This window comes from Methylomonas sp. HW2-6, assembly GCF_052474525.1.
Window position 1 is genome coordinate 3244566 of sequence record NZ_CP184124.1, and the last position, 21790, is coordinate 3266355.

19 protein-coding genes are annotated in these 21790 nt (G+C 54.2%); 8 read left to right on the plus strand and 11 right to left on the minus strand.

Features of this window, described 5'->3' with window-relative positions:
• Positions 1-123 precede the first annotated feature (123 nt).
• Positions 124-606 (minus strand): hypothetical protein, encoded by a 483-nt coding sequence (locus tag ACH518_RS15695; RefSeq protein ID WP_445370776.1) that lies wholly within the window; start codon positions 604-606, stop codon positions 124-126.
• Between the two features lie 339 nt (positions 607-945).
• Between ACH518_RS15695 and ACH518_RS15700 the strand changes: the two genes are divergently transcribed.
• The 6 genes from ACH518_RS15700 to ACH518_RS15725 all read left to right on the plus strand — a co-directional run bounded on the left by ACH518_RS15700 (position 946) and on the right by ACH518_RS15725 (position 8642).
• Positions 946-1551: a glutathione S-transferase family protein gene (locus tag ACH518_RS15700; protein WP_445370777.1), complete on the plus strand. Its 606-nt coding sequence runs from the start codon at positions 946-948 to the stop codon at positions 1549-1551.
• Positions 1552-1578: 27 nt separating this feature from the next.
• The gene (locus tag ACH518_RS15705) at positions 1579-2076 is read left to right on the plus strand and encodes a GNAT family N-acetyltransferase (protein WP_445370778.1); all 498 of its coding nucleotides are present in this window, start codon (positions 1579-1581) and stop codon (positions 2074-2076) included.
• A 390-nt stretch (positions 2077-2466) separates the two neighbouring features.
• Positions 2467-5070: a DNA mismatch repair protein MutS gene (gene mutS / locus ACH518_RS15710; protein ID WP_445370779.1), complete on the plus strand. Its 2604-nt coding sequence runs from the start codon at positions 2467-2469 to the stop codon at positions 5068-5070.
• Between the two features lie 119 nt (positions 5071-5189).
• On the plus strand, positions 5190-7478 hold the full coding sequence (locus ACH518_RS15715) for a CHASE2 domain-containing protein (protein ID WP_445370780.1): 2289 nt from the start codon (positions 5190-5192) through the stop codon (positions 7476-7478).
• Between the two features lie 109 nt (positions 7479-7587).
• Positions 7588-8034 (plus strand): FecR family protein, encoded by a 447-nt coding sequence (locus tag ACH518_RS15720; RefSeq protein ID WP_140914013.1) that lies wholly within the window; start codon positions 7588-7590, stop codon positions 8032-8034.
• A 14-nt stretch (positions 8035-8048) separates the two neighbouring features.
• The gene (locus tag ACH518_RS15725; RefSeq protein ID WP_278211685.1) at positions 8049-8642 is read left to right on the plus strand and encodes an OmpA family protein; all 594 of its coding nucleotides are present in this window, start codon (positions 8049-8051) and stop codon (positions 8640-8642) included.
• Positions 8643-8682: 40 nt separating this feature from the next.
• On the opposite strand, the gene ACH518_RS15730 is transcribed toward ACH518_RS15725, so the two are convergent.
• The 9 genes from ACH518_RS15730 to rpsB form a co-directional block, all read right to left on the minus strand.
• Entirely contained in the window at positions 8683-9390 is a 708-nt protein-coding gene (locus ACH518_RS15730) for a DsbC family protein (RefSeq protein WP_278211684.1), read from the minus strand.
• A gap of 64 nt (positions 9391-9454) precedes the next feature.
• Complete coding sequence (gene rseP, locus ACH518_RS15735) at positions 9455-10819, minus strand: RIP metalloprotease RseP (RefSeq protein WP_445370781.1); 1365 nt, start codon at positions 10817-10819, stop codon at positions 9455-9457.
• Between the two features lie 13 nt (positions 10820-10832).
• Positions 10833-12011, minus strand: coding sequence for a 1-deoxy-D-xylulose-5-phosphate reductoisomerase (gene ispC, locus ACH518_RS15740; protein WP_445370782.1), 1179 nt, complete (start codon positions 12009-12011; stop codon positions 10833-10835).
• A complete protein-coding gene (locus tag ACH518_RS15745; RefSeq protein ID WP_445370783.1) occupies positions 12008-12931 on the minus strand; it encodes a phosphatidate cytidylyltransferase in 924 nt (307 codons plus the stop codon). Before ACH518_RS15745 ends, ispC begins: the two co-directional genes overlap by 4 nt.
• Before the next feature lie 37 nt (positions 12932-12968).
• Positions 12969-13730 carry an isoprenyl transferase gene (locus ACH518_RS15750; protein ID WP_140914007.1) on the minus strand — a complete coding sequence of 254 codons (762 nt, stop codon included), beginning with the start codon at positions 13728-13730 and terminating at the stop codon, positions 12969-12971.
• 11 nt (positions 13731-13741) lie between these two features.
• The gene (frr, locus tag ACH518_RS15755; RefSeq protein ID WP_140914006.1) at positions 13742-14299 is read right to left on the minus strand and encodes a ribosome recycling factor; all 558 of its coding nucleotides are present in this window, start codon (positions 14297-14299) and stop codon (positions 13742-13744) included.
• Positions 14300-14303: 4 nt separating this feature from the next.
• Complete coding sequence (gene pyrH / locus ACH518_RS15760; protein WP_140914005.1) at positions 14304-15023, minus strand: UMP kinase; 720 nt, start codon at positions 15021-15023, stop codon at positions 14304-14306.
• Between the two features lie 84 nt (positions 15024-15107).
• Complete coding sequence (gene tsf / locus ACH518_RS15765) at positions 15108-15992, minus strand: translation elongation factor Ts (protein WP_445370784.1); 885 nt, start codon at positions 15990-15992, stop codon at positions 15108-15110.
• Positions 15993-16112: 120 nt separating this feature from the next.
• Positions 16113-16856, minus strand: a complete 744-nt coding sequence (gene rpsB, locus ACH518_RS15770; RefSeq protein ID WP_445370785.1) for a 30S ribosomal protein S2 — start codon at positions 16854-16856, stop codon at positions 16113-16115.
• A 240-nt stretch (positions 16857-17096) separates the two neighbouring features.
• Between rpsB and map the strand changes: the two genes are divergently transcribed.
• Complete coding sequence (gene map, locus ACH518_RS15775; protein ID WP_260839403.1) at positions 17097-17894, plus strand: type I methionyl aminopeptidase; 798 nt, start codon at positions 17097-17099, stop codon at positions 17892-17894.
• Positions 17891-20536, plus strand: a complete 2646-nt coding sequence (gene glnD / locus ACH518_RS15780) for a [protein-PII] uridylyltransferase (protein WP_445370786.1) — start codon at positions 17891-17893, stop codon at positions 20534-20536. The genes map and glnD overlap by 4 nt, the downstream gene beginning before the upstream one ends.
• A 6-nt stretch (positions 20537-20542) precedes the next feature.
• Here glnD and ACH518_RS15785 read toward each other — a convergent pair whose 3' ends face one another.
• Complete coding sequence (locus ACH518_RS15785; RefSeq protein WP_140914000.1) at positions 20543-21763, minus strand: FAD-dependent monooxygenase; 1221 nt, start codon at positions 21761-21763, stop codon at positions 20543-20545.
• Between the last annotated feature and the right edge of the window lie 27 nt (positions 21764-21790).

Below are 21790 nucleotides of genomic sequence, written 5' to 3' on the forward strand. Positions count from 1 at the left end.
CCCCTAGTTGACAGTCAAAGGTTTGCGCTTAATGTCGCAGACAGCCAATGATCTGACATTCAACGATTGAATTCAGCGGACGGCAAAAAGCGTAGCTTTTTGACGGTCCGCTGGAATGATTTGTTAGGCAGTGGCCTCACTGCTAACCTGAAGTGCTTTTTTTGCAACTTCGTAGCAATCATCAACGTGTGAGTTGCCAACCATTTTCATTGCACCAAAGCTGATTGATGCAGCTAGTGCTTGGCCGAGGATGGGGATGAACTTAGCTACTGATTTTGTGGCCACGCGAACTCCAACACGCTTCAGTACTTGCATGATTAGTTGCTTTGTCACCAATTTGCCAATCATCTCACTACCAACACTGGTGACAGCGACCAGAATGATTTTTTTGATCTGGGGGTCCAGATCTTCAATTTGTTCGGGAGTAAGGCCGAATTTTCGATTTATGGTGGGAATCATTTCGAGGAGCAAAGTAACATCAGCCCCAATATCTGCACCTGGAATTGGTACTACAGCGGCTCCCGCAGAGAGACTGGCGCGTGTTGTGACCATTGACTTGCACTCATCTCGCAGTGCGTTCAGTTCTTCGATAGTGCGTGGAAGCATGGGTTCTCCTATTTTTTACTAACGTTTAAAATAATCTGGTGGCGTTAGCCAGTCCCGCTTGAATGATAGGTTAGGAGTGCTATTGTGCAAACCAACCGAAAAAAGAAAGTTTTGACCAACCGCCAGCAGGGGTTGTTGGTTTAGCTAGCCTTACTGGTGTAGCCCGGTAAGGTGGGCACAGTTTTTTGTGCCCACGCGGGTCGAAACGCTGGGCAAATTTGCCCACCCTACATCTGCAAAAGCAATTTACCGGACAATCAAGAATTTAGAGGGGCGTCCGCATTTGGCCGCTCCCAGCCCATTTCCCCCAACCAATACTTCAACCCCAAAGAAACCCAAATGATTACCCTCTACGACATGGCATTATCCGGCAATTGCCACAAGGTCCGGCTACTGTTGAGCCTGCTGGGGCTGCCTTACCAAACCCGGCCGGTGGATTTACTGGGCGGCGAGCAACGCGGCAGCGACTTTTTGCAAGTCAATCCGTTCGGACAGGTGCCGGTGCTGGAGGACGACGGCCTGACGATTCGCGACAGTCAGGCCATTTTGGTGTATCTGGCCAAACGCTACGGCGGCGAGACCTGGTGGCCGGACGACGCTTACCAACTGGCGCAAATCGCGGCGTGGCTATCGACCGCCGCCAACGAAATCTTCAATGGCCCGGCCATGCTGCGGGTGCATCACAAGTTCGGCCGCGCCATCGATACGGCGCGGGCGCAACAAGTCGCCGACAAAGTGCTGGGCATCGTCGAAGGCCATCTGCAAAACCACGATTGGCTGGCCAACGACCGGCTGTCGCTGGCCGACTTGGCCGTCTACCCCTACCTGGCGTTGGCGCCGGAAGGTGGCATCGCCATCGGCGATTACCCCAACATCGTCGCCTGGTTTCAGCGCATCCGCGCCCTGCCCGGCTACGTCCCGATGCCGGGCCTGTGGCAAGCCTAAGCGGCGGAACGCTGAGGCGGCGGTGTGGTGACGGATTTTGATTGGATTAAATCGGTGACGATGCGCCGCGCTACGGTCGCCGACGCCGCACCTATCAGCCGCTTGATCGCGGCGCTGAGCCGGCCTTTTCTGATATCGGTGGACGGCGCAGGCGCGGAAGCGTTTCTGGCGGCCGTCGGCGAAGCGGCGATTGCCGGTTATGTTGAAGACGCTGATTTCCGCTATTGGCTGGCGGAAGCCAATGGCGAACTGGCCGGCGTGGTGGCGATGCGGGAGCATCGACATTTGTATCACCTGTTCGTGGCCGAAGTTTTTCAAAACCGGGGATTGGCACGCCATTTGTGGCAATGGGTCAAAACCGGGGCACTCGACGCCGGTAATCCGGGCGAATTTACCGTCAACGCCAGCTTGAACGCGGTCGCAGTGTATCGGCGTTTCGGTTTTGTCGAACTCGGCACGGCGGTACAGGCCGACGGCGTGGCGTTTCAGCCGATGCGCGCCGTATTGGGGGCCGGTAACGCTTGACTTAGCATGCCCTGCAGCGATAACCCGGCACGGGCCTTGGCGGAGTCGGGCCAAAGCCGGCCTTTCGCCCTACCTGTTTCCTTTAAACGGACAAGTCCTGCTCCACACTCAGTCTCAATCACAGCCTGCCGCTGGTTTTTCAGCGCCTGCCAAGCGACAATAGCGCGCCGGGATAGCCGGCAAAAAGACTTGCCGAGTCGGTTAACGCGCTTAAGGCATTGGCCTTGAATTGGATTCCGGGATGTGTTTTTGGAGGCCAGCGTTTGCGCAAATCGATACCAAAAACCTACACCCAATCCGGTGCTCAACACCAAATGCCGGGCAAGTTTCGGCACGCACCATCAGCACCGGAACAAAGAACGTTTTCAAGATATTTCATTAACTTAATCAATGAACAGCCCAGAAAAACAATCGTCTAAGCCAGCCAACGAATCTCCCCATACGCCGATGATGCAGCAATACCTGCGCATCAAGGCGCAGCATCCGGAGATTTTGTTGTTTTACCGGATGGGCGATTTTTACGAGCTGTTTTACGACGATGCCAAGCGCGCCGCCCGGTTGCTGGACATTACCTTGACCGCGCGCGGCGCCTCGGCCGGCGCGCCGATTCCGATGGCCGGGATTCCGTACCACGCCGCCGAGAACTACATCGCCCGCTTGTTAAAACAGGGCGAGTCTATCGCGATTTGCGAGCAAATCGGCGACCCCGCCAAATCCAAAGGCCCGGTCGAGCGCCAAGTAGTGCGCATCGTCACCCCCGGCACCGTCACCGACGAGGCTCTGCTGGAAGACCGCAAGGATAATCTGCTGGTGGCGTTGGCGCGCTTCGATAAGTTGATCGGTCTGGCTTGCCTGGATTTGACCAGCGGTAAATTCGTACTGCAACAACTGGACGACGATAGCCAGTTGCTGGCGGAAATCGAGCGCTTGAATCCGGCCGAATTGTTGTTCAGCGAAGACCAAGCCCTGCCCGCCGCCATCAAGGAGCGCAAGGGCCTGTGCAGGCGGCCGCCCTGGCATTTTGAATTGGACAGTTGCCGGCAATTGATTTTGAAGCAATTCAACTGCCACGACTTGAAGGGCTTCGGTTGCGAGCAACTGCCGGCGGCGATTTGCGCGGCCGGCTGTCTGTTGCAATACGTGCGCGACACCCAGTTCAACGCCCTGCCCCACATCCAGGGCATCGCCGTCGAGTACGCCGACGACAGCATCAGCCTGGACGCCGCCAGCCGCCGCAATCTGGAGTTGGACAGCCACCCCAGCGGCCAATTGCAATACACGCTGCTCGGCGTATTGGACAAAACCGCCACCGCAATGGGCAGCCGCTGTTTGCGGCGCTGGCTGCATCGGCCGTTGCGCGACCAGGCGGTGGTCAACGGCCGTTACGCCTGTATCGCCAGCCTGATCGACCACGAGCTGTACCGCGAGCTGCAAACCAGCCTGCGCCAAGTCGGTGACATCGAGCGCATCAGCTCGCGGATTGCGTTGAAATCGGCCAGACCGCGCGACCTGTTGACCCTGCGCCTGACCTTGGCGGTGCTGCCGGAACTGCAACAAAAACTGGCCGGCAGCGACAACCCGCATTTAGAAGCCTTGCGCCAGCAACTCAAAGAACATCCGGAATTGGTCGATCTGCTGCAACGCGCGATCATCGATAATCCGCCGGTGTTGATTCGGGACGGCGGCGTCATCGCGCCGGGCTTCAACGCCGAACTCGACGAACTGCGCAACCTGAGCCAGAACGCCGACCAGTTTTTGATCGACATGGAGCAACGCGAGCGCGCCGCCACCGGCATCGCCAACCTCAAGGTCAATTACAACCGGGTGCACGGTTATTACATCGAAATCTCCAACGCCCAGGCCGACAAGGTGCCGGTGCACTACACCCGCAAGCAGACCCTGAAGGGCGCGGAACGTTACATCACGCCGGAATTGAAGTCGTTCGAGGACAAGGTACTGAGCGCACGGGAAAAATCGCTGGCTTTCGAAAAAGCCTTGTACGACGACTTGCTGGACACGCTGGGCGAGGCTTTGCTGGATTTGCAGCAATGCGCCACGGCACTGGCGGAACTGGACGTGCTGGTCAACTTTGCCGAGCGCGCCGAAACTCTGAACTGGAGCCAGCCGGCGCTGACCCAGGAACCCGGCATTCACATCGTCGCCGGCCGCCATCCGGTGGTCGAGCAACTGTCCAGCATTCCCTTCGTCGCCAACGACCTGGATTTTTCCGGCGACCGACGCATGCTGGTCATCACCGGTCCGAACATGGGCGGTAAATCGACCTATATGCGTCAGGCCGCATTGATCGTATTGCTGGCCCATATCGGTTGCTACGTGCCGGCGCAAACGTTGACTTGCGGGCCGATCGACAAAATCTTCACCCGCATCGGCGCCTCCGACGACTTGGCCAGCGGCCGCTCGACCTTCATGGTGGAAATGTCGGAAACTGCCAACATCCTGCACAACGCCAGCGCCAACAGTCTGATTTTGATGGACGAAATCGGCCGCGGCACCAGCACTTTCGACGGCCTGTCGCTGGCTTGGGCCTGCGCCGATTATCTGGCCCGCAACGTCAAAGCCTTTACCCTGTTCGCCACCCATTATTTCGAATTGACCACCCTGGCCGAAGAACAAACCGGCATCCATAACATTCATTTGGATGCGATGGAGCACGGCGACAAGATCGTGTTTTTACATGCAGTGAAAGACGGCCCGGCCAGCCAGAGTTACGGCTTGCAAGTCGCAGCACTGGCCGGCGTGCCGCAGTCGGTGATCGCCAATGCCAAACAAAAACTGGCGCAACTGGAAAATACCGCTTACATCGAGCAACAGGACCGTAGCGAAATCAACCAATTCGATTTGTTTACCAGTCAGGAATGCCATCCGGCACTGGTGTTACTCGCCGAACTCGACCCTGACCAGCTCAGCCCCAAACAAGCTTTGGATACTCTATACCGTCTGGCCGGTCTGATGAAAAGCTACGGCAACCGATAGGCGACGAACCCGGTACGCCCCGGAGGGCGAAGTCAAACGCGCGCTAACAGTCGCTGGCATTACTCGCCTTAGCGCTATCGGACTATAATTGAGGCTCAGCCGCTCTTTAGACGATCCCCATGGCGAAACGCCGCTGCGACAAACCAGTGTTAATTTCCATTTTGACGTTGTTGACGGTCATATTGACCGCAAGCGACGCCTTGTGGCGTGTCGATCGCTGGGTCTACGACCTGCAACTGCCTTTGTTGGCCTCGCCGGCTTCGCCGGAGATCGTTATCATCGAAGTCGATCAAGAAAGCTTGGCCGAATTCGGCCGTTGGCCATGGCCGCGAGACATCCATGCCCGCTTGCTAGAGTTTTTGGCGCAGTCGAAACCGCGCGCAGTGGCGCTGGATTTCATTTTTTCCGAAGCCGACAAATCGCACCCCGAAGCGGACGCCCATCTGGCGCGAGCGCTGGCACAAGTCCGGCCGGTAGTGCTGCCGGTCGTGGTCGAATATAACGGCAAGAGCTTAGTGGAAACCTTGCCGCTGGCCGACTACGCCAAACATGCCGCACTCGGCCACGCCAACGTCGACCTGGATAAAGACGGCGTCAGCCGCAGTATTCTGCTGGAAGCCGGTTTGGGTGAAAGGCGCTGGCCGGCGATGCCGTTGGCGCTGTACGCGCAACAGCACCCGGAGTTTCTCGAAAATCTGCCCGGCTTGCGTACTGAAAACAGCCACGACTCGTTGGAGGGCGATTTTAGGGTTTGGCTGCCGTTCTTCGATCCCAGCACCGATTTCGTCCGCCTTTCCTACTCGGCGGTTTTATCCGGCAAAATCCCGGCGCGAACATTCGACGGCAAATACGTATTGGTCGGGCTGACCGCCAGCGGCCTGGAACGCGAACTGCCGGCGCCGCTGGCGGTTGGCGGCCGGCCGATGACCGGAGTCGAATTTATCGCCGCGGGCCTGGACGGCTTGTTGAAACAAACCCTGTGGCAGCCCTTACCCGGAATTTGGCAATTTATCGCCAGCCTCGCCGTCGCCGGCGTTTCGGTTTCGCTCAGCACCCGTTTCTCGCCGCGCTGGTTGCCGCCGGCGGTATTGGCGCTGTCGGCGCTAATTCTGCTTTGCAGTTGGCTGCTGTTACGCTTGAGCCACTATTGGTTCGCGCCATCGGTCGCGCTGTGCGTCCTGTGGTTCAGCTATCCGCTACGTAGTTGGCGCCATTTCGAAAAGCTGATTCAGTCTTTGTTTGCCGAGCGAAAGCGCGCGTTTATCACGCTGAACGCGATCGCCGACGGTGTGATCACTACGACGCCTGACGGCGTCATCGATTACATGAACTCCGCCGCCATCGACATCGTCGGCAATAGACCGCCCAATTCCAGCAGTCAGCAGATAGACCGGATTTTCGCGCTGGAAATACGCGACAAACCTGTTGCCATCGCCGACCTGATCCGAAAAAGTATTGCCGAAAACGCGCCGCTGAAATTCAGCCATTGCAGTTTGACCGTATCGGGCCAGCACCAGATTACCGCCAATCTGGCAATTGCGCCGTTGATGGCGGGTAAAAATGGGCCTAGCGGGGCCGTAATCAGCATCAACGATATCGGCGAAAGAATGTTGATGGCGAAAATGTTGTTGCAAAAGACCGAAGAGCAGGCCGTGATGCGCGAGCTGATCAACCGCGCCGAGCAGGTCAGTCTGGCTAAAAGCCAGTTTTTATCGCAAATGAGCCACGAGTTGCGTACGCCGTTAAACGCGGTAATCGGTTTCGCGCAACTGCTGCAGATGGACGATCCCGAACATCCTTTGGATCCTTACCATCTGGATTCGGTGAACGAAATCCTGAAAGCCGGTCAGCATTTACTAGGCTTGATCAACGAACTGCTCGATCTCGCCAAAATCGAATCCGGCAAAATCGCGATGAATATTCAAAGCGTGGCGCTACAGGACTTGATCGGCGACTGCGCTGCGCTGATCACGCCGTTGGCGCGTAGCAAAGGACTGGACTTGACCGCACGGAATTCGTTACCGCAGGACCTTTTACTGAAGGTCGACCCGAAACGGGCAAAACAGATACTGCTGAATTTCCTGTCAAATGCGGTCAAATACAATAGACCGAACGGCCGTATCGATTTGCACACCCAGCGCATCGGCAGCAACCGCATCCGCATCTCGGTCGTGGATGCCGGAGAAGGATTGGCGACACAAGAGCAAAAGTTGCTGTTTCAATCGTTTCAACGTTTGGGCGCCGAGAATAGTGAAATCGAAGGCACCGGTATTGGCTTGGCGATTACGAAACAACTGGCCGAGCTGATGGACGGAAGCGTAGGCGTTAGCAGCACGCCGGGCATGGGCAGCACCTTTTGGGTGGAATTTCCGATCGAGATTGAAGACGTCACGACACCTGACCGCTAAAGACGCCCCGTTTCTCGGCAAGCCGCCAATACCGACTATACTTGGCCGATACCTCAAAGCCGCTACCGCGGTGAGTTTTTACCTTCCTTTTTTGAATCTCGAGGCTCTTATGAATCGTTTTGTCACGCTGCTATGCCTAGGGCTTGTCCTCACGCTCTCTACCGCCGCCTTCGCCGACGATAGCATTATCGGATACATCAAAACCTCTACCGACGAAACCTCAATCATTGAAGCGGGCGCTACGTTAAAAGCGGGCCTGGGATCGGCCGTGCGTATCGGCGATACGATTAAAACCGATGCGAATGGCTCTGCCGGCTTAACGCTCAAAGACAATACGGTGCTTTCCATCGGACCTAACACCGAATTGAAAATCGAGGCTTACCAGTTTTTGCCGGAGCAGGACAAACTGGAACTGAACGCCAGTCTATTGAGGGGAACTCTACACTACATCTCCGGAGTCATCGCCAAGCTTAAGCCGGAGGCAGTCAGGCTCAACACTCCGACCGGCGTGATCGCCGTCAGAGGGACACGTTTTCTTGTCAAAATTGCCGAATAAACCGGGTACCTGCCATGACCAAAATGCTTACTTTGAGAAAACCCCTGACACTTGCCGCTGCAATGGCTTTGGGCGGCTGCACCGAATCTTACTTGGTTCTGCTGGAAGACCACGACGGCAGCACTGGTAAAGTCACTTTCAGCAGCCCGGCCGGCGAAACGTTGATCGAAACGGCCGGCTACGGCGCGGCGCTGACGAACGATAAGACCGTGTTTAAAGTCGAGCAACAACGCATCGAAAAAGATTTCGGGCGGGCGTTAGCGTCCGAGCCGGTGCGCCCGGAGGTATATCTGCTTTATTTCGAGACCGGAGGCGCCAAGTTAACTCAGGAATCTGCCGCGCTGATACCGAAAATCATTGAGGCAGCCGGCAAACATCCGGCCGCCGATATTTCGGTAATCGGTCATACCGACACGGTCGGCAACGCCGATAAGAACGAAAAACTGGCCCGCGAACGCGCAGTCGAAGTCAGCCGTTTGTTCGATCCGAGCAAACTGGACGTTAAAGAAGTGACCGTGACCTCGCACGGCGAGAAGAATTTGTTGGTTAAAACCCCGGACGAAACCGCGGAACCGAAAAACCGTAGGGTAGAAGTGACGATCCGGTAAAGCGAACGGCGGTCCGACGACAAACCGGACCGCCTCAGTTTTATTCGCTTGCCAAAATTTTGGCCAACTGCGCGGCCGGCACATAGCCCGGCAAAATATTGCCTTTTTGGGTAACGATCATTGGCGTTCCGTTCATGCCAAATGCCTCGCCCAGCGCCATATGTTCGTCGACCGGATTTTCGCAACTCTTGCTGTCCAAACTTTCGCCTTTTTTGGCCGCAGTTAGTGCCTTGTTTCTATCGGCCGCACACCACACCGAAACCGCTTTTTTATATGAATCGGAGCCTTTACCGGCTCTGGGGAAGAACATGTAGCGAACGGTGATGCCTTGCGCCATATATTGGTCGATTTCCGAGTGCAATTTACGGCAGTAGCCGCAATCGATATCGGTAAACACCGAAACCGTGTGTTTGGAAGACTCGGGATTGAAGATGATCATCTTCTGTTCGCCAAGCTTGTCCAATTCGGCTTTACGAGCGCCGGCCAACTTGGTCTCCGTGATATTTTTTTTGGCTTGAACGTCGAACAATTGCCCTTGCACCAAGTATTTGCCGTCTTCTGAGGCGTAAAAAATATTGCCGCCCGACGTCACTTCATAGAGTCCGGGAATTTCGGACGGTTTCACCGCATCGATTTTGCCTTCCGGCATGAAATTGCCGAGCGCCTTTTTTATCGCAGCTTCGTCAGCAAGCGCTTGACCGCATAAAATCGTGGCCGACAAAGCCAATAGGTGTGAGATTTTTTTCATGCTAATACCAATGGAAGATAGTCAAGGAAAGCGGTTGACCGGGATTGCGCCGTTTCGTTCAGCGTTATTGGAACAATCGGTCGATATCGAGAAACATAGCCAACGCCATCAACAGCATTAACAGCACCATGCCGACCTGTTGAAAATATATCTGCAATTTCTCGGGAACCGGGCTGCCTTTGACCGCCTCCACGGCGAAAAACAATAGGTGCCCGCCATCCAAAACCGGCACCGGCAACAGATTCAACACGCCGAGACTGACGCTGACCAAACCGAGAAACTTCAAGAAGGCGGTCAGCCCCATATCGGCGGATTGTCCCGCATACTGGGCAATACTGATCGGCCCGCTCAGATTTTCCACCGATGCCGAACCGACCAGCATTTTACCCATCATTTTCAAGGTATTGACGGCATAGAACCAGGTTCTTTCAAAAGCAGCCGGCACAGCGTCGAGCGGCGACAAGGAGTGCTTGACCAACAATGAATCCAACACATCTTGCGGGGTCTCAACTCCGGCACCGATCTTACCGATGCTGGTGCCGTCTTTCTGTTGTTCTCTGCGCGGAGTCAAACTGAGTAGCGAACGCACGCCGCTCCGCTCTATCGTCAAATTGATCGCAATTTCCGGACGCGCCTGCACATAATCGACCCATTGTTGCCAATCGCTGATATCAACGCCATCCGCATTGACCAAGAGGTCACCGGTTTGCAAACCGGCCTGTTTGGCTACGCCGTCTTCCATCAATTTGCCGACCACCGGTTTGATCTTCGGCGACCAAGGCTTCAAACCCAAACGCTTGTGCAAGCCTTCCGGCGTCGCCGCATCCTGGTCGGTCAGCTGCAGAATGTGGGTTTGCCGACTATCGTCCGCAGATTTGGTAGTGATGCTTATTTCACGTTGGCCAACGATTGCCGCCGAAAGCAGCACGTCGAAAGTTTCGATCCAGGTTGGCGTAGTCTTTTCGTTGATCGCTACAATTTCCTCGCCTTTGATCAAACCGGCTTGTTCGGCCAGTGATCCGGGCTCGACTCCACCAATCAACGGCTTGACGCCCACTTCGCCGATAACGAGTACCGCCCAGAACAGCAATACCGCCAGCAAGAGGTTAAACAAGGGACCGGCCGCGACTACCGCGGTTCTGGCCCATAAGGGCTGGCGATTGAACGCGAACGGCAGATCCGCTTCCTTGACGGCTTCCTCGCGCTCGTCAACCATTTTTACATAACCGCCCAACGGCACCGCCGCGATGACGAACTCCGTATCTTCGGCGCTTTTCCGCCAGGCCAGCAAAGGCTTGCCGAAGCCGATGGAAAAACGGATGACTTTCACCCCAACCTTGCGCGCGACCCAAAAGTGGCCGAATTCATGAAATGCCACCAGTACCGCAATGGCGACGATGAAGTAAAACAAGGTATGTAGGGTATCCATCTAACGCCTAGTGCTACAATTGAGCAATGACGGTTTCGGCCACCTCTCTGGCGCGCCGGTCGGCGTCCAGAACATGATCCAAGGTATCGGCGGCTTCGGGTTCGAAATGCGCCATGCTGCGCTCGATAATTTTGGCGATATCGGTAAAACGAACGCGTTCGTTCAAGAAGGCGTCTACCGCGATTTCATTGGCGGCATTCAATACCGTGGGCATGATGCCGCCGGCCTTGATTGCCAAGTACGCCAACTTCAAACAAGGAAAACGTTGCAAATCAGGCTGTTCGAAATCCATGTGCTTGACCTGAAAGATGTTCAAGGGCTCCACTCCCGAATCGAAACGCTCCGGCCAGGCCATCGCATGGGCGATCGGCGTACGCATGTCCGGATTGCCCATTTGCGCCAACACTGAACCGTCGACGTAATCCACCATGGAATGAATGATGCTTTGCGGATGAATCACCACCTGAATGGCATCGGGGTCCATATCGAACAGCAGGCAGGCTTCTATCAGTTCCAAGCCTTTGTTCATCATCGTCGCCGAATCGACCGAAATTTTCCGGCCCATGTCCCACTTAGGGTGAGCTACCGCCTGCTCGGGGGTGACGTGCTCCAAATCGGCCAGCGGCGTCTGGCGGAACGGCCCACCCGAAGCCGTCAGTAAAATTCTACGGGCTTGTTTGGCGCGATGTCCGGCGGTGTATCCGGCCGGCATGCACTGGAAGATGGCGTTATGCTCGCTATCGATCGGCAACAGGGTCGCACCGGAATCGGCCACCGCCTGCATGAAGATTTGGCCGGACATCACCAGCGCTTCTTTGTTGGCAAGTAGCACCGTCTTCCCGGCTTTCGCGGCGGCGAGGGTCGGCAACAAGCCGGCGGCGCCAACGATCGCTGCCATCACCGCATCGACACTATCCAGTGTCGCGACCTGAGCCAAGGCATCGGCGCCGGCCAGGACCTTGAGGCCCGCTATCGGCGTGCCAACCAGTTTGTCCTTGAAAGCCTGGAAATTATCCGGGTTGGCAACCACGGCATATTCCGGCCGATGCGTAAGGCATTGTTCGAATAAGGCATCGATATTGCCGTTAGCGGTTAACGCAACCACTTTGTACTGATCCGGATGACGCGCGACCACATCCAGGGTGCTGACGCCGATGGAGCCGGTCGCCCCGAGTATGCAAATGCCTTTCATGAGTAAAAAATCCTGCCGATCAACAGTATGCCGGCGTAAAAGAATGGGGCTGCGGCGATCACGCTATCGACTCTATCCAAAATGCCGCCGTGTCCCGGCAACAAGTTCCCGCTGTCTTTCACGCCCTTTTTGCGCTTGACCAGACTGAAAAACAAATCGCCGTAAATCGAGATCAACACTGTCATCACTGACAAGATCAGCATATCGGTCCAAACCAGGCCACCTAAAAACCTCAGACCGCTGTCTTGGGCCTCTGCCGGTTCGGCGGCGGTCAGCCAACCATAGACGGCGAAGCCCAGACCGCATAATGCCGCAGAGGCCAGAGCGCCGTACATACCCTGCACCGTTTTGCCGGGGCTGACTTCGGGGGCCAGTTTGTCTTTGCCCCAGGTTTTGCCGGCAAAGTAAGCGGAAATATCGGCGGCCCAAATCAAGATCAAAAAGTAAAGCACCATGCCGGTTCCGTAATAGGCGCGCAGTTTGCTCAAAAACATCCAAGCGCCAAGCAGCACCATCCAGCCGACAAACGCTTTGAATCCGGATTTGAACTCCAGAGCCAACAGCTGCGGACTGGTCTTTCTGATTAAGACCATCGTCAGGATCCAGAACGATACCGGCAATATCACAAACCACTCCAGGGCATCGGAATAATCCTTGATTTCCGGCCACTCCATCGCTTCGCTGGCCACTTCCAGCAGTACGGTCCAATAGGTCACACCCAACATAGGTACGATTAGAGCGATCAGAAACAAAATCTTGCTGCTGAGTTTGTTGACGTCGGTCAACTGCATCCATTCGTAAGCCGCTGCAAATGTGATCAAAGCGATAAACAACGAAAAATAAGTGGCGGGCAACAAGAACACCGCCGCCGTGGCGACCGCTGCCAGAACCAGTGCGGTTAAAATACGTTTTACTAACATGTCGATTTTCTAGTTATTATGGTTATGGAAATCTTCCCTAGACAACTCTGCCGGCAATGACTTGCTCGCCGGTGTGGCCGAAACGGCGCTGCCTGCGCTTGAAGCTGTCGATGGCCTTCTGCAAGGCGTTTTGGTCGAAATCGGGCCAGAGGGCGTCGGTAAAATAGAATTCAGTGTAGGCCAACTGCCAGAGCAGGAAATTACTGACTCGTTCCTCGCCGCCGGTGCGAATGAACAGATCCGGTTCCGGCAAACCAGCCGTTTGCAAATACCGTTCTACCAAATCCTCACTGACCGCCTGTTCGTCGATTGTACCTGCTTTAATACCGGCTACGATTTGCCGCATGGCATTGGTTACATCCCAGCGTCCGCCGTAATTGGCGGCAATCAGCAAGGTCAAACCGGTATTCTGGCCAGTTTGCGCCTCGGCCGAACGGATTTTATCTTGCAATTTGTCGTTGAACGCGGATTTGTCGCCAATGATTTTCAGGCGGATATTGTTCCGGTCCAATTTGTCGACCTCGGCTTGCAAAGTCGACATAAACAGTTCCATCAACAAGCTGACCTCGTCCTTGGGCCGGCGCCAATTCTCGCTGCTGAACGCAAACAACGACAACACTTCGATATTTTCCTTGGCGCAGTGTTCGACGATTTTACGCACTGTCTTGACCCCGGCATGGTGCCCCATAATCCTCGGCATCAGGCGTTTTTGCGCCCAACGGCCGTTGCCATCCATAATGATGGCAATATGGCGCGGGTTGCCGTTATCAATCACCGGTTTGTCGTCAATAACAGTCATGTTGATCTCGATTACATGGACAGCAAATCAGCTTCTTTTTCTTCCAGATGCTTCTCCACTTCCTTGATGTATTGATCCGTCAATTTTTGGATCTTGTCTTCGGCCTGGCGCGCGTCGTCCTCGGAAATCAATTTCTCTTTCAGGGCGTCTTTGATCGCGGCATTGGCATCGCGGCGAATGTTGCGGATCGCCACCCGGCCTTGCTCGGCTTCGTTTTTGACGATTTTCACCAGATCGCGGCGGCGCTCCTCGGTCAAAGCCGGCAAAGGCAGGCGAATCACGGTACCCTGCGTGGCCGGGTTCAGACCCAAACCGGAAGACATGATCGCTTTTTCAATCGCTTGTATCATGCTTTTTTCCCATGGCACGACCTTCAATGTCCTGGCGTCTTCAACCGTAACGTTGGCCACTTGGGACAATGGAGATTCGCTACCGTAGTAGGACACCGAGATTTGATCCAGCAAACTGGGATGGGCACGCCCGGTTCTAATTTTGGTGAATGCTTTTTGCAACGCTTCGATGCTTTTTACCATCCGCGCCGCAGCATCCTGTTGAATATCGCTAATCATTTTGTTATTTCCTCACGATCAGAGAACCGATTTCTTCACCGCGCATCAGACGCATCACGGCACCCGGTTCAAATACATTCATAACCCGCATCGGCAAGTTGTTATCCCGGCACAGCACTAGCGCAGTAGTATCCATGACGTTAAGACGCTGATCGATGGCTTCGTCGTAGGTCAAACGCGGATAAAATACCGCATCAGGCACTTTAACAGGATCGGCTGAATAGACGCCCTTGACCTTGGTGGCCTTGATCATCAGTTCAGCGTCGATTTCGATGGCGCGCAGACTTGCGGCGGTATCCGTGGTGAAAAACGGATTGCCGGTGCCTGCGGCGAAAATGGCAACCCGGCCTTTTTCCAGATGGCGGACTGCCCGGCGGCGAATATAATCTTCGCAAACCTGATTGATTTTCAGCGCGGTCATAACCCGCACCGGCTGGCCCAGATATTCCAACGCATCCTGCATGGCCAAGGCGTTAATCACGGTGGCGAGCATACCCATCTGATCGCCGGTGACCCGGTTCAAACATTCCGACGCTTTTTCGCCGCCGCGCAAAATATTGCCGCCGCCAATCACCAACCCTACTTGGATACCGGCGTCGCACAGCTCTTTCACCTCTTGAGCCAAGCGTTGAACGATATCCGGGTCGATACTGCCGCCCCGCTCGCTCATCAGTGCTTCGCCGCTCAACTTCAGTAAAATTCTCCGACAAATCAATTGACTCATATTCAAATATCCAACGTAAAGGGTAAAAGCAACGGATTATCCAGAAAAATAAACCCGGATGACCGGGTTTATTGATTGGGTTGGTTAACCTCTAACTTGCGCCATCACTTCGGCCGCGAAGTCCTCTTCTTTCTTTTCAATGCCCTCGCCGACTTCGAAACGGGCGAAACGTACCGCCGCATTGCCTTTCTCTTTCAGTAGCTGGCCGACGGTTTTGCCGTCGTCCTTGATGAAAGCCTGGCCTTGCAGCGTGATTTCCGCCAAAAATTTGTTAACACGGCCGGAAACCATTTTTTCCACGATGTCGGCCGGTTTACCTTTGATTTTCTCTTCTTGTTGCGCCAAGAAAATTTCTTTCTCTTTTTCGATGGTTTCCGCAGCAACTTCATCTGCCGAAATGCAAGCAGGTTTGCTGGCGGCAATGTGCATTGCGACGTCTTTACCCAGCTCCGCATCGGCTTTAGCCAACTCGACGATTACGCCGATTTTGCTACCGTGCAGGTATGCCGCTTGACCGCCATCGGTGGTGGTGTATTTGACGAAACGGCGTACAGTGATGTTTTCACCGATTTTAGCGATCAAAGCCCGGCGGGTTTCGTCTACGCTGACGCCGGTGCTCAATACCATCGTTTGCAACTCTTCGTCGCTATTGACGTTGCTATTCAACAGGCTGTTGACGACGTCGTTGGCGAAACCGATAAAGTCGTCGCCTTTGGCTACGAAATCGGTTTCGCAGTTCACGTCAACCATTACCACGGTTTTGCCGTCGTCGGATACTTTAACTCCGATTACACCTTCAGCTGCGATACGACCGGATTTTTTGTCTGCCTTGGCCAGACCCGATTTACGCATGTTCTCGATCGCCAGCTCCATGTCGCCATTGGCTTCGACCAAGGCTTTTTTGCACTCCATCATGCCCGAACCGGTACGTTCGCGCAGTTCCTTGACCATCGCCGCACTAATACTCATCTCTTTTTCCTCAAATTTATCAACTAAAAAAACGCCTCACAAAGGAGGCGTTTAAAAGACATTCTGTTCTGAACGCTAAGTCCAGGCGCCCGGCAGCAGCGCCGGGCACTTTAAAAATATTTAAGCCTCCGAGGCCACTTCTTCGACAAACTCGTCGGCTTTAGACGACGCGTCCATCCGCAAGGCTTTGGCTTCCAAAATAGCTGCCGAAGCGCTTTGGCAGTAAAGAGTAACCGCACGGATAGAGTCGTCATTACCCGGAATCACGTAATCGATTTTTTCCGGAGAGTTGTTGGAGTCAACCACGCCGACCACCGGAATGCCCAATTTTTTGGCTTCCATGATCGCATTCTTTTCGTAACCGACATCCAACACGAAAATCACATCTGGGGTACCGCGCATGTCTTTGATACCGCCCAAGCTACGCTCAAGCTTTTCCAGCTCGCGCTCCATACCCAGTGCTTCTTTTTTGCTGAAACGCTGGTACAAGGTACCGTCGGCTTTCATCGCTTCCAGTTCTTTCAGGCGATTGATAGACTTCTTGATGGTTTTGAAGTTAGTCAGCATACCGCCCAACCAACGATGGTTGACGTAGGGCATGCCACAACGTTTCGCTTCGTCGGCCACCGCTTTACGCGCGGCTTTTTTAGTACCGACGAACAGGATGGTTCCTTTATTCGCGGTCATTTGGCCCAGATAGTTCATCGCATCATTGAACAACGGCAAAGTTTGCTCTAAGTCGATGATATGAATTTTGTTGCGGGCTCCAAACAGATATGAAGCCATTTTCGGGTTCCAGTAGCGGGTTTGGTGTCCGAAGTGAACACCCGCTTCCAGCATTTGACGCATTGACACTGCTGCCATTTACTTCTCCTAAAATTGCCGAATAATTCGGCTTTGGGTTACGCCTCCACTCGCCCCGACCAGTGACCGAAAACCAACGGTTTCCAGCACCCCACCGACCGTGTCGACAAGTGTGAGTATTGATTACATAGTGAACTTACCTTTATACCATGATTACAATTTCACAACAACTTCAAGTCTGATAGACTCCCCAAATCGTTCGCAGGGCGTCAGTCCGATTTTGGCGCAAACCCGGCTCGATTGAACCCGCTATCCAAACCATTCTCCGACCCGATGACCATAATTATCAAAACCGCCGACGAAATCGAGAAAATGCGCGTTGCCTGCAAACTGGCGGCAGATGTGCTGGACATGATCGCTCCGCATGTCGTCGCCGGCGTCGCCACGGAAGAGCTCGACCGGATCTGCCACGAATATATCGTCGACGTCCAAAAAGCGATTCCGGCACCGCTGAATTACAGGGGCTTTCCGAAATCGATATGCACTTCGATTAATCACCAGATCTGCCACGGCATTCCCAGCGATAAAAAACTAAAAAACGGTGATATCGTCAATATCGATATCACCGTGATCAAAGACGGCTACCATGGCGATACCAGCAAAATGTTCTGCATCGGCGAGGTGAGTCCGCATGCCAAACGCTTGGTGGACATCACCCGGGAAAGTTTGTTTTTAGGCATCGAACAAGTCAAACCCGGCGCGTATTTCGGCGATATCGGCCATGCCATTCAAAAACACGCCGAAGCCAACCGCTATTCGGTCGTGCGCGAATTCTGCGGCCACGGCATCGGCAAAAAATTTCACGAAGACCCGCACGTCATGCATTTCGGCAAGCGCGGCGAAGGCGCGATGATGGAGCCGGGCATGATATTCACGATAGAACCCATGCTCAATCTCGGCAAGCGCCACATGAAAATCCTGCCCGACGGCTGGACTGCCGTTACCAAGGACCGCAGTTTATCGGCCCAATGGGAACACACGATTCTAGTGACCGACCAAGGTTACGAGATACTTACCTTAAGACAGGAAGAACTGTGAGCCCATTTCCGTTCACGGAAAACGACTTTTTAGGTTGTTTCAAGCATGAAAACCCGATTACGGCGTTTAAAAACGCTATTAGCGCGGAAAACTCCCATTTAAAACTGCGATTCAACCCGGACCAGGCGACGGCCGGCCTGCTTACGGAGAAAGCTCGGTTCATCGACAATATCCTTACCGCCTGCTGGTTGCATTTTCTCGGCCCGGCAGCGGATATACACGCACTCATTGCAACCGGCGGCTATGGCCGTAGCGAACTGTTCCCTCATTCGGACATCGACATTCTCGTTTTACTGGCCGACGCCGACGCCGCCGATTACCAGCATTCGCTATCGGGCTTTTGCAATTTTCTGTGGGATATCGGCCTGAAACCGGGTTTAAGCACGCGCGATGTCGACGACTGCGTCATAGCAGCCCAGGATGATCAAACCGTGTTTACCAGCCTACTGGAAATGCGCCTGATCGACGGCAACACCGAGCTTTTCGAAAAACTAAAAGGCAAAGTCAGCTCGGATGCCTTATGGCCTTCCGACCGATTTTTCCCAGCCAAGATGCTGGAGCAACAAAAACGGTACGCCAAATACCACGATACGGCTTACAACCTGGAACCGAATATCAAAGAAGGTCCAGGCGGGCTGCGCGATTTACAGGTTATCAGCTGGGTATTCAAACGCCACTACAATGCCTCGTCGCTAAGGGAATTGATCAAATACGGCTTCCTGCCGAAGTCCGAATACGACAACCTGATCACAGCGCGCGACATTTTGTGGCGACTGCGGTTTGCCTTGCACAATTTGACCAACCGCTGCGAAGACCGCCTGGTATTTGACTATCAGCGGGAACTTGCCAGCCAATTCGGCTACGTTGACCGCAACGAGCAGCCGGACGTAGAACAATTCATGCAGTTCTACTTCAAAACCGTGGTCGACATTGAACGGCTGAACGAAATGCTGTTGCAATTGCTTAACGAGCGCCTGATCAGCAACAAGGAAAGCCTGGCCCCGATTCCAATAACGGCCAACTTCTCGTCGATAGACGGCTACCTGGAAGTCAGCAATAAAGACGTTTTTCAAAAACAGCCACTGGCTTTACTGGAAATATTCCTGATCCTGCAGCAATCGCCGTCACTTAAAGGCATTCGCGCCAGCACGATTCGGCTGATCCGCAAAAATTTGCCATTGATCGACGAAGATTTTCGCAGCAACAAACAGGCTAACCGCCTGTTCATGGACATCCTACGCCAGCCGCGCGGCATCACCAGCCAACTAAAACGCATGAACCGCTACGGCGTGCTGGCAGCTTATCTGCCGGACTTCGCGAATATCGTGGCCCGGATGCAATACGATTTATTCCATATTTACACTGTCGACGAGCACACGCTGTTCGTGATCCGCAATCTGCGCCGCTTCTCACTGGCCAAGCACAACAATGAACTACCCTTTTGCAACAATATTTTTTTGCTGATCGCCAAACCCGACATCCTATATTTGGCAGCATTGTTCCATGACATCGCCAAAGGTCGCGGCGGCGACCATTCCACGCTGGGCGAAACTCTGGCGCGTAATTTTTGCCTGCAACACGAACTATCCAACCACGACACCAAAGTCATTACCTGGCTGGTGCGCCACCACCTGCTGATGTCGATGACCGCCCAACGCAAAGACATCAGCGATCCGGAGGTGATCCATACCTTTGCCCTGCAAGTCGGCAGCATCGAATATTTGAATTACTTATACCTGTTGACCGTGGCCGACATCCGCGCCACCAACCCGAGTTTGTGGAACACCTGGAAAGATGCACTGCTGAAGGAACTTTACATCTCGACCCACCAAGCACTGCACCGGGGCTTGCACAACCCGGTAGCCCGTTCCGAACGGGTGCAGGAAAACAAGAAGGAAGCACGCGAAGAACTGCTGAAACTAGGTATATCGAAAACCACGATTAAACATTCCTGGCAACACCTCAGCGACGATTATTTTTTACGCTACTCTGCCGACGAGGTCGCCTGGCATACCATCGCGATTGCCGCCTGCCAGGAAAGCGAACTACCCCTGGTGCTGCTGAGACCGCAAACACAACGCGGCAGCGCCGAAATATTCGTCTATACCCGCAACGAAGACTTATTGTTTTCGATCTGCACGGCAACCCTTGACCAACTAGGCCTGACCATCCTGGACGCCCGGATCATCACCACGGCCGACCAGTATGTTTTGAACAGCTTTCAGGTGCTGGAACAATCCGGCGAAGCAATCAACGATCTGTACCGGGAGGTCCATATCTGCAATGCACTACGCCAAGGACTGATTGCCAAAAAAGTGAAAACCTCTAAAAACATCCACAAACAATCCCGACAGGCCCGTCATTTCCCAATTGAAACCAGCATTACCTTTTTGGACGATCCTTCGCACAAACACACAATCGTGGAACTGGTGACAACCGACCGCGCCGGCCTACTATCGACAATCGGCCGCGCCTTTACCGAACTCAACATCCAGCTGCACGACGCTAAGATCACGACCATAGGCAGTCGCGCTGAGGATATGTTCTACATTACCGACCCGCAATCGCGTCCGATCGACGACGAGAACAAAAAACAACAATTGCGCACTACGATGCTCAGGTATCTGGAACTGAAAAACTGAGCACGACTAACCGGCGGACAGCCGCTGGCCGCGCGCCAATTTTGGCAAACGTCCTTCCAAGCCCATAGCCGCCTTCATGACTTTATTGCGCGCCGGCGTGATGCGCTGAGCCAAACCCAGGCCGAGATTGCGCAAAAACTTGACCGGCAGAATGTCGTTGCTGAACGAGCGGTAAAACACATCCATCACGGTCATCATTTTCAAGTTTTCGTTACGCCGCATCGCCTCGTAACGCCGCAGCACCGAGACATCGGCAAAGTTTTTGCCTCGGCCGTGCGCATCCACCACCACCTCAGCTAAAGCCGCAGCATCCAGCAACCCGATATTGACCCCCTGCCCCGCCAGCGGATTGATCATATGCGCCGCGTCTCCAACCAAGGCGACGCCTTGTTTGACGTAGGCTTGCGCATGCTGACGCCGCAACGGAAAACTTGCCACACCCAGCACCTGTTTCACTTCGCCAAGACAATCCGGAAACGCTGCGACCAACTCCGCCTGCAACCGCTCAAATGGCAGGGCTTGTAAGCGTCTGACCTCATCCGGCGATTGGTACCAAACGATGGAGCCGTAATTCCCGGTCAACGGCAGAAACGCTTGCGGCCCGGACGACACGAAGCGCTGCCAGGTAATATCCTGTTGCGGATAGGCCGTTTCGATGTAAATCACCAGCGCGTGCTGGTTATAATCCCAACTGGTAACGCCCAAGCCAACTGCCTGCCTTACTCTGGAGTGACCACCATCGGCCGCGACCAACAACTTAGCTTGCAGCTCCCGACCATTCTCCAAAACCACACGAGATTGAGCGCCGTCATAATGAATGGCTTTGATCGCTTGCGGCATTAATAGCTCCACATTATCAAAGTCACGCAATCTATCGAGTAATGCTAATTGCGTAACCCGATTTTCGACGATATAACCTAATTCGGGATAGCTGATATCGGTACTATCGAACAGAGTATCGCCGGAATTTTCCCAGACGCGCATCCGGCGAAACGGACAAAAGCGCCGCGACGTCACTCCGTCCCAAGCGCCGACGGTTTCCAGGATATTTTTCGAGGCGATACTAAGGGCGGAAACCCTTAGATCATGCGGCTGATCGGCAGAGAACGGCTGCGGGGTTTGCGCTTCTAACACGGCGACCTTCAAGCGGCTACCGCCCAAACTGCATGCTAACGCGGCACCGACCATACCGCCGCCCACAATAACCACATCGATTTGTTCTTTCATAATTGATCACAAAGTTTTAAAACAGAA

Bases quoted from the DNA above. Each gene is read 5' to 3' on its own strand.
- ACH518_RS15695 (WP_445370776.1), bottom strand. From the start codon at position 606: ATGCTTCCACGCACTATCGAAGAACTGAACGCACTGCGAGATGAGTGC.
- ACH518_RS15700 (WP_445370777.1), top strand. From the start codon at position 946: ATGATTACCCTCTACGACATGGCATTATCCGGCAATTGCCACAAGGTC.
- mutS (WP_445370779.1), top strand. From the start codon at position 2,467: ATGAACAGCCCAGAAAAACAATCGTCTAAGCCAGCCAACGAATCTCCC.
- ACH518_RS15715 (WP_445370780.1), top strand. From the start codon at position 5,190: ATGGCGAAACGCCGCTGCGACAAACCAGTGTTAATTTCCATTTTGACG.
- ACH518_RS15720 (WP_140914013.1), top strand. From the start codon at position 7,588: ATGAATCGTTTTGTCACGCTGCTATGCCTAGGGCTTGTCCTCACGCTC.
- ACH518_RS15725 (WP_278211685.1), top strand. From the start codon at position 8,049: ATGACCAAAATGCTTACTTTGAGAAAACCCCTGACACTTGCCGCTGCA.
- ACH518_RS15730 (WP_278211684.1), bottom strand. From the start codon at position 9,390: ATGAAAAAAATCTCACACCTATTGGCTTTGTCGGCCACGATTTTATGC.
- rseP (WP_445370781.1), bottom strand. From the start codon at position 10,819: ATGGATACCCTACATACCTTGTTTTACTTCATCGTCGCCATTGCGGTA.
- ispC (WP_445370782.1), bottom strand. From the start codon at position 12,011: ATGAAAGGCATTTGCATACTCGGGGCGACCGGCTCCATCGGCGTCAGC.
- ACH518_RS15745 (WP_445370783.1), bottom strand. From the start codon at position 12,931: ATGTTAGTAAAACGTATTTTAACCGCACTGGTTCTGGCAGCGGTCGCC.
- ACH518_RS15750 (WP_140914007.1), bottom strand. From the start codon at position 13,730: ATGACTGTTATTGACGACAAACCGGTGATTGATAACGGCAACCCGCGC.
- frr (WP_140914006.1), bottom strand. From the start codon at position 14,299: ATGATTAGCGATATTCAACAGGATGCTGCGGCGCGGATGGTAAAAAGC.
- pyrH (WP_140914005.1), bottom strand. From the start codon at position 15,023: ATGAGTCAATTGATTTGTCGGAGAATTTTACTGAAGTTGAGCGGCGAA.
- tsf (WP_445370784.1), bottom strand. From the start codon at position 15,992: ATGAGTATTAGTGCGGCGATGGTCAAGGAACTGCGCGAACGTACCGGT.
- rpsB (WP_445370785.1), bottom strand. From the start codon at position 16,856: ATGGCAGCAGTGTCAATGCGTCAAATGCTGGAAGCGGGTGTTCACTTC.
- ACH518_RS15785 (WP_140914000.1), bottom strand. From the start codon at position 21,763: ATGAAAGAACAAATCGATGTGGTTATTGTGGGCGGCGGTATGGTCGGT.